Source organism: Flavobacterium lacustre, from assembly GCF_027474525.2.
GTDB classification, from domain to species: Bacteria; Bacteroidota; Bacteroidia; order Flavobacteriales; family Flavobacteriaceae; genus Flavobacterium; species Flavobacterium lacustre.
Genome location: NZ_CP114882.2, coordinates 2,625,577 through 2,640,111, shown reverse-complemented (window position 1 = coordinate 2,640,111; position 14,535 = coordinate 2,625,577). Strand labels below are relative to the sequence as shown.

At 37.4% G+C, this 14,535-nt stretch carries 11 protein-coding genes; 4 read left to right on the top strand and 7 right to left on the bottom strand.

Annotated features, from left to right (window positions below):
• Positions 1–41: 41 nt before the first annotated feature.
• Together O6P34_RS11470 and O6P34_RS11465 are read right to left on the bottom strand one after the other, a co-directional pair.
• Positions 42–1,043: a glycosyltransferase family 2 protein gene (locus tag O6P34_RS11470; protein ID WP_269684646.1), complete on the bottom strand. Its 1,002-nt coding sequence runs from the start codon at positions 1,041–1,043 to the stop codon at positions 42–44.
• Between the two features lie 49 nt (positions 1,044–1,092).
• Complete coding sequence (locus O6P34_RS11465) at positions 1,093–1,548, bottom strand: type I restriction enzyme HsdR N-terminal domain-containing protein (protein WP_269684645.1); 456 nt, start codon at positions 1,546–1,548, stop codon at positions 1,093–1,095.
• A gap of 72 nt (positions 1,549–1,620) precedes the next feature.
• On the opposite strand from O6P34_RS11465, the gene holA reads away from it, so the two are divergent.
• From holA to ettA, 3 genes are read left to right on the top strand one after another with little or no spacing between them, the layout of a single operon-like run.
• The gene (gene holA, locus O6P34_RS11460; protein ID WP_269684644.1) at positions 1,621–2,625 is read left to right on the top strand and encodes a DNA polymerase III subunit delta; all 1,005 of its coding nucleotides are present in this window, start codon (positions 1,621–1,623) and stop codon (positions 2,623–2,625) included.
• A gap of 50 nt (positions 2,626–2,675) precedes the next feature.
• Positions 2,676–2,858: a CAL67264 family membrane protein gene (locus O6P34_RS11455; protein WP_229329396.1), complete on the top strand. Its 183-nt coding sequence runs from the start codon at positions 2,676–2,678 to the stop codon at positions 2,856–2,858.
• 39 nt (positions 2,859–2,897) lie between these two features.
• Positions 2,898–4,592 (top strand): energy-dependent translational throttle protein EttA, encoded by a 1,695-nt coding sequence (gene ettA / locus O6P34_RS11450; RefSeq protein ID WP_269684643.1) that lies wholly within the window; start codon positions 2,898–2,900, stop codon positions 4,590–4,592.
• A gap of 283 nt (positions 4,593–4,875) precedes the next feature.
• Here ettA and O6P34_RS11445 read toward each other — a convergent pair whose 3' ends face one another.
• Both O6P34_RS11445 and O6P34_RS11440 read right to left on the bottom strand, forming a co-directional pair.
• Entirely contained in the window at positions 4,876–5,289 is a 414-nt protein-coding gene (locus O6P34_RS11445; RefSeq protein WP_269684642.1) for a thiol-disulfide oxidoreductase DCC family protein, read from the bottom strand.
• Between the two features lie 8 nt (positions 5,290–5,297).
• A complete protein-coding gene (locus O6P34_RS11440) occupies positions 5,298–7,463 on the bottom strand; it encodes an endonuclease MutS2 (RefSeq protein ID WP_269684641.1) in 2,166 nt (721 codons plus the stop codon).
• A 115-nt stretch (positions 7,464–7,578) separates the two neighbouring features.
• Between O6P34_RS11440 and ung the strand changes: the two genes are divergently transcribed.
• Positions 7,579–8,265 carry a uracil-DNA glycosylase gene (gene ung / locus O6P34_RS11435; protein ID WP_269684640.1) on the top strand — a complete coding sequence of 229 codons (687 nt, stop codon included), beginning with the start codon at positions 7,579–7,581 and terminating at the stop codon, positions 8,263–8,265.
• A gap of 90 nt (positions 8,266–8,355) precedes the next feature.
• Here ung and O6P34_RS11430 read toward each other — a convergent pair whose 3' ends face one another.
• From O6P34_RS11430 to O6P34_RS11420, 3 genes are all read right to left on the bottom strand, one after another.
• Complete coding sequence (locus O6P34_RS11430) at positions 8,356–9,090, bottom strand: T9SS type A sorting domain-containing protein (RefSeq protein WP_269684639.1); 735 nt, start codon at positions 9,088–9,090, stop codon at positions 8,356–8,358.
• Positions 9,091–9,269: 179 nt separating this feature from the next.
• Positions 9,270–11,054 carry a DUF8696 domain-containing protein gene (locus O6P34_RS11425; protein WP_269684638.1) on the bottom strand — a complete coding sequence of 595 codons (1,785 nt, stop codon included), beginning with the start codon at positions 11,052–11,054 and terminating at the stop codon, positions 9,270–9,272.
• A gap of 50 nt (positions 11,055–11,104) precedes the next feature.
• Entirely contained in the window at positions 11,105–14,530 is a 3,426-nt protein-coding gene (locus O6P34_RS11420; RefSeq protein ID WP_269684637.1) for a beta strand repeat-containing protein, read from the bottom strand.
• Positions 14,531–14,535 lie beyond the last annotated feature (5 nt).

Below are 14,535 nucleotides of genomic sequence, written 5' to 3'. Positions count from 1 at the left end.
ATTTTAATTAAACGTGAACTACAAATTTAGGTTTTTAATATTTAAATGAATGTCAAAATATTCTTAAAAGTCTTGACTTTCTTAACAAAGTAAAGATAAACGATGCTTTTAGTGTTATAGTATTTTTCCTGTTGAAATTTTCCTCTTTTCTTGAAATGTATATTAAAATCTCTGTAAAATGAAAAATGAGCTTTTAGAATAGCAAAGAAATGTTTTATATTTCCTTGAAATATAAATTTAATTCCTGCAACACCATCTAAAACCATTCGAATAAAAAGAGTAGGATATAAAACGGTTTTCGGCAAGTTTTTGGTCAACATAAATAAAGAATTTCTAAAATTCAATTCCGTCTTCCTTGGGTTTCCTTGTTGCAAAGTAGCGCCGCCAACATGATAAACTACCGATTTAGGATTGTATTTAATAGTATGTCCTTGATTGAACGCCCGCCAACACAAATCAATTTCTTCCTGATGCGCAAAGAAGTCTGCATCAAAACCATTTAATTCTTTATAAACAGCACTTCTGATAAAAAAACAAGCACCCGAAGCCCAGAATATTTCACAATCATCATCGTATTGCCCTAAATCTTTTTCCAAAGTATCAAAAATACGTCCACGACAATACGGATACCCATATTTATCAATAAATCCGCCAGCTGCTCCGGCATATTCAAAATATTCTTTGTTTTTAAAATCTAATATTTTTGGCTGAATAATAGCCGTTTTTGGTTCTGCTTCGAAAGTTTTAATAATGGGTTGCAACCAATTTTCGGTCACTTCAATATCCGAATTAACCAATGCATAAATTTCGGAATCAATGTGCTTTAAAGCTTCATTATATCCTCCGGCAAAGCCAAAATTAGACTCATTTTTAACAATTTTTACCGTTGGGAAATGAGCATTAATATACGAAACAGAAGCATCCGTAGAAGCATTATCCGCCACATAAATTGTTGCCTCGGGTGAATATTGGATAATCGAAGGTAAAAACTGTTCTAACAATTTTACTCCATTCCAATTGAGAATTACGACAGCTATTTTCATTTAATATTGTATATTTCAGACACTTTTTCAGTTGTTTTTTTTAAGAATCCTAAATGGACTGACTATTATAATTAGGTAGATTTTCCAGAAAAGTATACTTTTCGTTTTCAAAATCCATTTGGCAAAAATAATGATTCAAACCATTGGTTACCATCAAAAATTCTGAGTTCATAGTCATATTGTAGCGGGCAATTTGATCAAAAGTGGCTTGGGAAATTTTAATTTCGGGAGCTTTACATTCAATTAATATGAAAATAGAGCCGTCAGAATTAAAAACAACCACATCGTATCTTTTTCGTAATCCGTTGACTTTTAAAACTTTTTCGACATTTATCAGCGATTTAGGATACTTTTTTTCCTCTAATAAAAATTGAACCACATGCTGACGAACCCATTCTTCGGGAGTAAGAATGATAAATTTTTTCCTGATTTCATCAAAAATAGACACTTTATTTTCGCTATTTTTGAAACGAAATATATAGAATGGAAAATTCAGTTTTTGCATAAAGCAAAAATAGTTATTTAGTTTAAAGTTGCATACGATGCGGCAAACTTTAAACTTTAAACCCCAAAAAAAATGGATGAAGTAGTAAAAATTGTAAATGATATAAAAAGTGGTAATATCAAACCCATATATTTTTTGATGGGCGAGGAGCCTTATTATATTGACAAACTCTCAGATTACATAGAACAACATGTTTTATCGGAAGAAGAAAAAGGCTTCAATCAAACCGTTCTTTATGGCAGAGATGTAACAATTGAAGATATCGTTTCTACCGCTAAAAGGTATCCTATGATGGCAGACCGTCAGGTAGTCATTGTTAAGGAAGCGCAAGATTTAATCAGAACCATTGATAAACTCGACAGTTATGCCGAAAATCCTATGCCATCAACTGTTTTAGTGCTTTGCTACAAATATAAAACGTTAGATAAACGAAAAAAACTATCTAAACTTCTTGCCAAAAACGGGATTGTTTACGAAAGTAAAAAACTGTATGACAACCAAGTTGGCGACTGGATTAAGCGGGTATTATCCGGAAAAAAATATGGAATTGAGCCTAAAGCTACAGCCATGTTGGTTGAATTTTTAGGAACCGATTTGAGTAAAATAAACAACGAACTCGAAAAATTACAAATCATTTTACCCAAAGGAAGTACCATAACTCCGCATCATATTGAAGAGAATATTGGTTTTAGCAAAGATTATAATATTTTTGAATTGCGAAAAGCTATTGGTGAACGCGACCAATTAAAAGCCTATTCTATTGCTGATAATTTTGCTAAAAATCCAAAAGACAATCCACTGGTAGTGACAACAGGATTAGTTTTTGGTTTTTTTGTGCAGCTCTTAAAATACCACGGATTAAAAGATAAAAATCCCAATAATGTTGCTGCGGTACTTGGTATCAGACCTTTTTTTCTAAAAGATTATGATGTTGCATTACGCAATTACCCAATGCGAAAAGTGAGTCAGATTGTTGGTGCATTGCGTGACATAGATGTAAAAAGTAAGGGAGTTGGTGCTAATGCGCTGTCACAATCGGATTTATTACGAGAAATGCTTTATAAAATATTTAATTAGCAGGTAAAATTCACGATATTTGCACCTCTAAAATATAAATACCACAATTTATGGGAATGAATAAAAATACCATCTTAGGCTGGGCTACTTTGATAATGATTGTAATGGGATTGTTGCTTATAGGATTAGGCGCTTTTAGATATGATGATGTAGCAGGTTGGGGATTTGCAGCTGTTGGCGTAGGATTCTTAGCTAATGCATGGGTTTTTAGCTCTTTGAAAGGAAGAGTATAAATTAGAATTAATATTGAATTTTTAAATTTAAATAACAAAATGGCAGACGATAAAAAAGTAATCTTCTCAATGTCAAAATTGAGTAAAACGTATCAAGGAGCAGATAAACCGGTACTTAAAAACATCTATTTGAGTTTCTTTTATGGAGCTAAAATTGGTATTTTGGGTTTAAATGGTTCCGGAAAATCTTCCTTATTAAAAATTATTGCAGGCGTTGACAAAAATTACCAAGGTGATGTGGTGTTTGCACCAGGTTACACGGTAGGTTATTTAGAACAAGAACCTATTTTAGACGATAACAAAACGGTTATTGAAATTGTAAGAGAAGGAGTTGCCGAAACAATGGCAGTTTTAGACGAATTCAATAAAATCAATGATAGTTTTGGTTTACCGGAAGTCTATGAAAATGCCGATAAAATGGAGCAATTGATGGATCGTCAAGCGCTTTTACAAGACAAAATTGATGCATTGGGAGCTTGGGAAATTGATACCAAACTAGAAATTGCAATGGATGCTTTACGTACTCCGGAAGGCGATACACCAATCAAGAATTTATCTGGAGGAGAGCGTCGTCGTGTAGCTTTATGTCGTTTGTTGTTGCAACAACCTGACGTATTACTCCTGGATGAGCCTACGAATCACTTGGATGCGGAGAGTGTACTTTGGTTAGAACAACATTTAGCACAATACGCAGGAACTGTAATTGCAGTAACGCACGATAGATATTTCTTAGATAATGTAGCCGGTTGGATTCTTGAACTAGACAGAGGTGAAGGAATTCCTTGGAAAGGGAATTATTCTTCTTGGTTAGACCAAAAATCAAGCCGTATGGCATTAGAAGAAAAAGTAGCTTCAAAACGCAGAAAGAATTTAGAACGTGAGTTGGACTGGGTTCGTCAAGGTGCCAAAGGGCGTCAAACGAAACAAAAAGCGCGTTTACAGAACTACGATAAATTATTGAATGAAGACCAAAAACAATTGGATGAAAATCTGGAAATTTATATTCCAAATGGTCCACGTTTAGGAACGAATGTAATTGAAGCCAAAAATGTTTCTAAAGCTTTTGGAGATAAATTGTTATATGATAATTTAAATTTCACTTTACCACAAGCAGGAATTGTTGGTATTATTGGACCAAATGGTGCTGGTAAATCAACTATTTTCAAAATGATAATGGGAGAAGAGAAGCCAGATTCAGGAGAATTCTTAATTGGAGATACCGTAAAAATTGCTTATGTAGATCAGGCACACTCCAACATTGATCCTAATAAATCAATTTGGGAAAACTTTGCTGACGGTCAGGAATTAATCATGATGGGCGGGAAGCAAGTAAATTCAAGAGCTTATTTATCCCGATTTAATTTTGGTGGTGGGGAACAAAACAAGAAAGTTTCCATGCTTTCGGGTGGAGAACGCAACCGTTTACACCTTGCAATGACTTTGAAAGAAGAAGGAAACGTATTGTTACTAGATGAGCCAACGAATGATTTGGACATTAATACGCTTCGTGCTTTAGAGGAAGGTTTAGAGAATTTTGCAGGTTGTGCTGTAGTTATTTCTCACGACAGATGGTTCTTAGATAGAATTTGTACACACATTTTAGCATTCGAAGGAAACTCTGAAGTATACTATTTTGAAGGTGGCTTCTCTGATTATGAGGAAAATAAGAAAAAACGTTTAGGTGGTGATTTAACACCAAAACGTTTGAAATACAGAAAACTGATTAGAAGTTAACAAACTCAAAAGTTGGTTGTTATTTAAAACAAAAAAGAGGATACCGATAAGGATATCCTCTTTTTTTTGCAATCTTATTTCTTCTTTTTATCGGAATTCATCATCATAAAGACGGCTGCAATTAAACCAATTATTACTAAACCAAAAACAACTATCATTATAAATGAACCGTTCCCCCAAGAATATAGTGATAAATTTCCCATAATTAAGATTTTTAAGATTAGTCAAATTTAGGGTGATTGTTGAACCTAACACATGATAAATGTCATAATTGCCAATTTTTTCATAAAAATTTTAATTTTAATGCATTTGTAGGCATTATGCATGTCTCTTTTTTTCCATACCATTTGTAGCGGTTTCGGGCAATGTAATCATAAAGGCTATTCCTTAATCTTTCGGGAAGTATTTTTAGGATTCGTGTCCAATAAAAAATACCGTTTAAATCTTTAGCAATTTCAAGAGCTGCAGCGGATTTATAATAATAAGCAACTCCGGGTTGATACAGCACAATACTATCAATTACTTTAGTATCAATTCCGATGTGTTTGATAATTTCATGTCCTAAATCAGACTGTAAAGTAACAAATCGAAAAACATCTTTTTTATCGTATTTAATAATAAATTGAACTGCAGTATTACACAAATTGCAAACGCCATCAAAGAGAATTATTTTTTTATTGGGAGGAAGGTTTTGCATAATTAAACTTATTTTTTTACAGCTTCTACCAATTCTAAAACATCCAAGCTTACTTTAGAAGTAAAGACACCATAATTAACGGTTGCTTTGTTTTTTTCAATAGAATCAATGCTTCCTACTGCTTTTCCGTCAAACATTCTCACACGATCACCCACTTTCAAAATAGGTTTTGGTTTCTCGACTACTACTTTTAATTTCTTTTCTTTTTTGGCAGCTCTAATTTCTTCCACTTGAACGGTAACTTCCTCAATAATTTCTTTTTTCTTTTCTACCAAAGCTTTAGTTTCCTTGGCAGTTGCTTTTCTACGTTTAGAATTTTCAATTTCAATGATTTTCAGAAACTCTCCAATCAGGTCTTTTTTATTTTTATTATTGAAATATTTCTCGGCAATATCTTCTATTTTTTGTCCAATGTAAATCGTTTTCTGATTGCTGTCATACAATTCCTGATAGCTTTCCAGTTTTTGCTTAATTTTTACATTGATATTTTCCATTTTTTTACCTTCTTCCCGCGCTTTCGATTCTTCTTCTTTTAGCGTTTGAGACGTTTTTTCCATTTTAGAACGTTCTTTTTGAAGTGTGGCAATTGTTTTATCAAAACGAACTTTTCCAGTTTCAATTTTCTTTTTGGCCCTATTAATTAAACCAAAAGGGATTCCGTTTTTCTGCGCCACTTCAAATGTAAAAGAACTTCCAGCTTGACCCAAAGCCAATTTATACATGGGTTCTAATGATTTTTCATCAAAAAGCATATTGGCATTTTGAGCAAATGGCAATTCATTCGCTAAAATTTTCAGGTTTGAATAATGTGTGGTTATAATCCCGAATGCTTCCCGATGATAAAACTCTTCTAAGAATATTTCAGCCAAAGCTCCTCCTAAATCCGGATCAGAACCAGTACCAAATTCATCAATCAGGAACATGGTTTTTCTATTACATTTTTTCAAAAAGTAATTCATGTTCTTTAATCGGTAACTATATGTACTTAAATGATTTTCAATAGATTGATTATCTCCAATATCTGTAAGTATTCTATCAAACAAAAAAGTTTCGCTTCGTTCGTGAACCGGAATCAACATCCCGGATTGCAACATCAATTGCAGCAAACCAACCGTTTTTAATGAGATGGTTTTTCCTCCTGCATTAGGCCCAGAAATCACAATAATCCTATTTTCCTGATTCAGTTCAATAGTTTGCGGATGTGTAATTTCGTTTTTTTGCTTGTTATTCAAATATAAAATAGGATGATAGGCATCTCTAAAATAAAGGCGTCTTTCCTCTGTAATCGTTGGTAAAATCCCATTAATTCGGTTTGCATATTTTGCTTTTGCAGCAATCACATCAATATCACTTAAAAAATCCTGGTATTGAATTAATAAAGGTAAATAAGGCCGAATCGCATTCGATAATTGTTTTAAAATTCGGGTAATTTCTTCCTTCTCTTCATATTCTAAATTGCTGAGTTCTCTCGAATAATGCAATGTTGCTTCGGGTTCGATATAAGCGATACTTCCGGTTTTAGAACTGCCAAGAATAGAACCTTTCACTTTTCGGCGATACATAGCTAAAACCGCTAAAACTCTACGGTTTTGAACAAAACTTTCTTTAATATCGTCTAAATAACCCAACGCATTATATTGTGAAAGCGCCATACCAAAACTTTGATTTACTTTGCCTCGAACCACATTCATGTTCCGGCGAATGTTCAATAAATCAGGAGAAGCATTGTCTTTTATTTCTCCATATTTATCAACGACATCATCAATCATCAAAATAATATCTTTCGTCAATTCTACCTGTGACGCTCTTGAATTCAGATTTGGATAATAATCATCAAACTTTTTAAAGTAATTCAACAAGAAATTTACTGTTCCGGAAATGGTAGCGATTTTTCTAAAACTGCCTACTTCCAGGAAACTGTCTTCAATGGCCAAAAACTTAATTTCATGCGTAATGGCATCAAAACCATGATTAGGAATCGCATTATTGTTTTGAAAAGAAGACACGTATTCTGAGGTCTGCATCAACGCCTGCATCAAAGAATCTTTGTCTTTAAATGGCGTAATTTCTAGTGCTTTTTGTTTACCAATATCGGTATTACAAATTGTCGAAATGGTTTCGAGTACAGTTGTAAATTGTAAATCTTGTAATGTTTTTTCGGTGATGGATATCATTTTCTGTATTGAAAGTCTAAGGTCAAAGGTCCAAAGTTACAAAGTAATAAAGTCAAAAACCATTTTCTTCGTTCACTTTGCAAAAACTTTACGAACTTTGCCATAAAATATATTTATGCAAATTAATTTACGTGCAGAATGGCAATCTATTTTATCTGATGAAATTCAGCAATCGTATTTTCAGGATTTAATCAAAACTGTAGATCAAGAATACAAAAACCATACCTGTTATCCTCCGAAAGAGTTGATTTTTGCCGCTTTTAATAATTGTAGTTTTAAAGATTTAAAAGTCGTTATCATTGGTCAAGATCCATATCACGGAAAAGGAGAAGCAAATGGCTTGTGTTTTTCTGTAAATGACGGAGTAAAAATTCCTCCTTCGCTACGAAATATTTTTAGGGAAATGTGTGATGATTTGGACATTTTATTATTTCCTGCAACAGGAAATTTAGAATCTTGGGCGAAGCAGGGTGTTTTGCTTTTGAATGCTTCTTTGACCGTCCAAGAAGACAATCCAAACAGCCATAAACATTTAAAATGGAATGTTTTCACTGATGCCGTTATCCAAAAAATTTCAGATGAAAAACAAAACGTTGTTTTTTTACTTTGGGGCAATTTCGCTCATAAAAAAGGACTGAAAATTGACCGAAACAAGCATTTAATTTTAGAATCCGGGCATCCTTCTCCGATGAGTGCCAATCAGGGAAAATGGTTTGGAAACAAGCATTTTAGTAAAACAAATGAATATCTGAAAGAAAAAGGAATATGTCCTGTTGAATGGAATTCTGATCATTATCAATAACACATTGTCTACCAAAAACTTTTTTCCTTAAAAACAAAAAAGCCACCTGAAAATTACTTTCGGGTAGCTTCTTTATAAAATTATAGTACTCTATTTTTTAATCACTCTCAATGTCTTAGTATCCGGATCTTGTGTTACAATAATAGTGTAAACACCGGAAGGATAATTGCTACCCATTTCCTGATTCGCAATTTCGGATACATCGGTATTGCGTTGTTCTATCAATCTTCCTATTGCGTCAAATATGCTCACTTTGACTCTTTCGAGGCTTGATGTGGTGATTTCCAATTTGAAGCTATTAGCAAATGGATTTGGATACGTCATTACACTGAATTTAGTAATTATCGGAAACTCCTCGACCGTTAAATTAGTATTATTTCCCAGGCTTAGTTCATTTAAGGTTTTGGCTGTTAAGGTAGTATTTACATAATTAGCAGAGACATCGTTAGTACTGCTGTTATCAACTGACCAAACACCTCCTGTGTTATAAAGCAATTTCAAACTGATTTCGACTAGCCCATTGAGTTCTGTGTCTTGATAATTGATTCTCAGTACACCGCTAAACGCTTCAGTGGTAGGGATAAATTGATAACTCCTGTTTATGTAAGGAGTTATTGTAGCATTACTGACCGCGCTACTGAGAGAGAGACTTGAGCTAAGACTAAAATCAGTGGAGGGCGATAAATCCAAGCCCGCGACGCTTAACACGGTGCCTGACTTGATATTGAATCCCGTACCTTTTTCCACGGAGAGTTCTTGTGCCTGAATTGTATTGTTCAAAGCACCAAAAAGGAAGAGTAGGAGGACTAGGTTTGTTTTTTTCATGAATTTAATTTTAAATCAGTACCTAATTAGGAATAGCCTTTTATGGCGTATTCCTAATTATTTTACTGATTAATCAATTTCTTCTTCGTTTAGTACTATTTTTTTTATTTACTGTTGAAAGGTTTTTACCGCTTTTGCTTATAATTCCTTTCAAAACAAATTTTCATAATTAAGAGAAACTATCGCTTAATCACTCGTAATGTTTTACTATCCGCATCTTGTGTTACAATGATATTATAAACTCCGGAGGGATAATTGTTACCCATTTCCTGATTCGCGATTTCGGATATATCGGTTTTGCGTTGCTCTACCAATCTTCCAATCATATCATACACACTTACGTTGACTTTACCAATACTTGATGTAGTAACACCCAACTTAAAGTTCGACGTAAACGGATTTGGATAAGCCATTACACTAAATCTTGTACCGCTTGGTATTTCTTCCACCTCTTTAGAATTAGAAGAACACGTTTTAAAAGTGACTTTCACTGTTGGTGTAAAGACGGTCGAACAATTAGGATAAGAAACAGCAACCCTGTAGTAGCGTGTTTCTGCAACTTTGGAATTATTGGCAACATATGTGCTAGAAGTCCCTCCTGTAATAGCCGTATAGGTGCCTGTACTTGTGGTGGCTGATTGCCACTGAAAAACGCTTCCCGAAGATCCTTTTAAAGATAAGGTTGGGGGAGTAGTTAAACAAACACTTGAAGTAGGAACTCCTGCAACAGTACCTGCAACAGCTTTTTGAACCGTAATTCCAAAGCCGGCAGTCGCTGACGAACACCCATTACTGGTTACCATTGCTCTGTAGAAAACCGAAGTCGTCAAAAGCGGAGTGGTATAAGTTGCCGCTGTCGCCCCACTGATATTCGAATAAGTTCCGGTTGCCGTAGTGGCTAATTGCCATTGAATGGTTCCTACATTACCAGTTAGCACTAATTTTGTGGCACTTCCTGAACAAACCGTATTGCTGGCTGCTATGGTTCCAGTAACCGCAGCCGGAGCAATACTAATCACAACAGGTTTAGTGGTTGCGGAACAGGCACCGCTGGTCATAACCACTCTAAACGAATATGATTTGGCTGCAGGAAGCGTTTTTGGAATTGAATAACTGGCAGTTGATACCGCAGGAGTTACATCCGTAAAGGCAATACCATCTGTGGAAATTTGCCATTTTATAGCCCCCACATATCCTTTTGTCAATGTCAATACTTTGGTATTGCCAGAGCATAATGTTCCTGCTCCTGATATTGTGGTAGCTAAAGCGGGCGTGCTAACGGTAACTTTTACTTCTGTTCTTTTAATGCTGGTGGCACAAGTAGTGGCACTCACATAATAGGTTGTAGAAGAACTCAGCGGTGGCGTGACATAAGTGCTACCAGTGTACAACAAACTACCGCCTGTCGACGCATTGTACCAATTGATGGTGCCCTGACTACTAGTATTTAAGGTTGCCGAAGTTCCTTTGCAAACCGCAACACCACTAACTGTTGGTGCATTAGGAACCATACAATAGCCCAAACTTAACTCGTTCAGGGTTTTAGTACTTAAGGAGGTCAATACAAAATTGTCAGTTGCATTATTAGTGCTGCTGTTGTCTATAGTCCAGGCGCTACCGTTGTTATAGAGCAATTTCAAACTGCTTTCAGTAAGCCCATTGAGTTCTGTGTCTTGATAATTGATTTTCAACGCACCGTTAAACGATGCAGTGGTGCAGCTAAATTGATAACTTCTCTTGATAGAGGGTATCGTTGTCGTATTACTTACGGTAGTGCCACCAGAAAGACTCGCTTTGAGACTAAAATCAGCGGAGGGTGTCAGGTCTAGGCCCGCGGCGCTAACCACGGTGCCTGACTTGATATTGAACCCTGAGCCTGAGGCTACCGAGAGCACTTGGGCCTGCAAATCCTTGGCCAAAAGACCAAAGAAGCAGAGTAGGAGAGATAGAATAGTATTTTTCATTTATTTATAGGTATTAAAAGCGCTTACTTCTTTTTAATAATAAGCGGAATTTACAGCGTTGTAAAACTAACTTCTGGACCATATGTGGTGCCAACGCTATTTGTGGCATAGGATCGTACGTAATACTTGGTACCAGAGGCAAGACCTGAAATAGCACTTGTAAAAGTTCCAATTCCACTACCATCGGTTGTTTTGCTATTGGCGGTTGTAGGCTTAGTAGTTACACTCCAGCAAACTCCACGAGCCGTAACGGTAGCTCCTCTGTCAGAACTAATATTCCCGCCACTGCTGGCAGTTGTAGCAGAAATGGTAGTAACCACATCTGTGACAGCAAGCGCAGGGGAATAGGCTATACTTTCTCCTGTGGAACGAATCGCCCACAAACCGAGAGCACCATTCTTGTTTATAAATTCAGAGGACGTTAAAGTTTTTTGACCATACTTATTAAGATTACTGCCCACGACTAAATAGATTGCCGGACAGGAAATGCCTACACTGTTTATCGCTTGCAATTGGATTTGATTTGTAGCTTCTGTAAAGCTACTTATCGTAATTGGACTGGTTGTTGCAGCAGGTGATAAGACGGTCCAACTTGCTCCATTATCGATAGAATATTGATAATTAGTTATTGCCGGTGCAAATGCAGAAATTGATTGCGTAAAAGCAACTGTGGCTGTAGTTCCACTAACCGGTGCTGAAGTAATAAATGGGGCATCTGCCACAGGAGAAAAACTGCTCGTCATAACCCTGTTGCCAGTACCAGTTATCGCCACTGCCACAAACACCCCATTGCCATAGATAACGGAAGCCCAGCTATTACCCGCTGCCGATGTTCTCGAAGTCCAAGTTATCCCATCCGGGCTCGTCATTACACGATTGCCAGTGCCCGTATTTGCTACCGCCACAAATAACCCATTGCCATAGGCAACGGACTTCCAGGAGTTATCTGCTGCCGAGGTTCTGGATGTCCAGGTAATTCCATCCGGGCTAGTCATCACTCGTTTGCCAGTACCAGTACTAGCCACTGCGACAAATAGACCATTGCCATAGCTAACTGACCTCAAGGAAATATTTACCGGTGGGACTCTTGTGGTCCAGGTTACCCCATCAGTACTCGTCATAATACCGTTACTACCAGCACTCGACACCGCGACAAATAGACCATTGCCGTAAGTAATGGAAGCCCAGTTGTTATCTGCCGATATTCTTGATGTCCAGGTGATTCCATCGGGACTCGTCATGACCTTGTTGCCTGTGCCACTTGCAACCGCCACAAATAGCCCATTTCCATAAGTAATGGAAGTCCAAGTATTATCCGTTGCCGATAATCTTGATGTCCAGATAATCCCATCCGGGCTCGTCATTACACGATTGCCAGTGCCCGTATTTGCTACCGCCACAAATAGCCCATTGCCATAAGTAACTGATTGCCAGATGTTATCTACTGCCGAGGTTCTGGATGTCCAGGTAATTCCATCCGGGCTTGTCATTACACGATTGCCCGTGCCAGTATATGCTACCGCCACAAATAGCCCATTACCGTAGGTTATGCTGTTCCAGCTGTTATCTGCTGCCGAGGTTCTCGAAATCCATGAAATTCCAGATTCAATTGAAGTGTTAGGAGTTAAGGTAACAACTGAAGATGCACTTCCTGAACCATTAGTGTTTACTGCACGCAGCTTTACCTGATAAGCCGTACAATTCACTAATCCACTGCTGATAATCAGCGGGCTTGTGGAAATGGCTGGAGATGGCGTTGTCCAGGTGTTCCCATTGTCGGTAGAATAGTCATAATTGGTGATGGTAGATCCACCATCGCTAACAGGCGCAGCAAATTGTATTAATCCTCCATTATTAATGTTAGTTAAAACTAAGCTGGTGGGGGCATTGGGTACTGTGCCTAAAGCAGGGGTAACCTCTATCGTATTGGATACACAAGAAGGACCAACTGAATTTATAGCCCTAATTTTGATAGCATAACTTGTTCCATTACTTAGGCTCGTAATGTCTATTGAACTTGAAGTAAAGGTAGGAGAGGCTGCTGTCCAAGTACTACCATTATCAATGGAATATTCATAATAGCTGAGTTGAATATTTGAGGGTATCGTTTGCGTAAAACTAACCCTTGCGGCATTGTTTCTTGGACTAATTGAGGTTATTACTGGAGCATCTGCAGCTATAGAATACGTACTTGTTACTATATAACCGAGTGCAGAATTATCTATCGCCACAAATAGCCCGTTTCCGTAAGTGATACTTATACACTTTAGAGAATTCCTTGAAGTCCAATTGATTCCGTCAGCACTTACCATTATAGTATTGTCACCTATAATTTGTGTCGCTACAAAAAGACCATTGCCATAGGTTACTCCAGTCCAGTAATTGTCTGTCGCCGAAGTTCTGGATGTCCAGGTAATTCCATCCAGACTCGTCATCACACGATTGCCCGTGCCAGTTGCTGACACCGCTACAAAAAGACCATTGCCATAGGTTACGCTTGACCATTCATTATCAGCTGCTGAGGTACTAGCTGTCCAGGTAATTCCATCTGCACTTACCATTACACGATTGCCTGTGCCGGTTTTAGCTACCGCCACAAAAAGACCATTGCCATAGGTAACGCTTTTCCAGTCATTATCAGCTGCTGAGGTACTAGCTGTCCAGGTAATTCCATCTGCACTTATCATCACACGATTGCCTGTACCAGTTGTAGCTACCGCCACAAAAAGACCATTGCCATAAGTTACGCCAGTCCAGTTGTTATCTGCCGCAGAGGTTCTGGATGTCCAGGTAATTCCATCCGGGCTTGTCATCACTCGGTTGCCCGTCCCCGTCTTTGCTACCGCCACAAAAAGTCCATTGCCATACGTTACACTCTGCCAGTCGTTATCTACTGCCGAGGTTCTGGATGTCCAGGTAATTCCATCAGGGCTCGTCATTACACGATTGCCCGAGCCACTATAACCCACTGCCACAAAAAGACCGTTGCCATAAGTGATGCCAATCCATGAATTAATCGCAGATGGCGTTCTTCGTATCCAATCGGTACCAAAGGTTGATGTTCTAGGAGTCAAACTTACTGCTATTGAAGCCGCGCCAATTCCCGCAGTATTTACCGCCCTTATTTTGACTTGATAAGTAGTACAATTTGTCAATCCACTGCTAATGATTAGCGGGCTCTCAGTGACTGCAGGAGAAGGCGTTGTCCAACTAGCTCCGTCATCAGTAGAATACTCGTAATTGGTAATAGCTGATCCACCTTCATTTGTAGGGGCGGTAAACTGAATCATCCCTCCAGTATTGATGGGAGTAACCACCAAGTTTGTTGGGGCATCGGGAGTAGCAACTGTATTTGATAGTGTAATTGTATTTCGTATCGCATTATCTATGCCTTTGAACGCTGTACCTGCGATGCAATCATATTGATTGGTATAGCATAAAATCAGAATCACAAAAGTTCTCAATAGTTTTTTCATAGTAT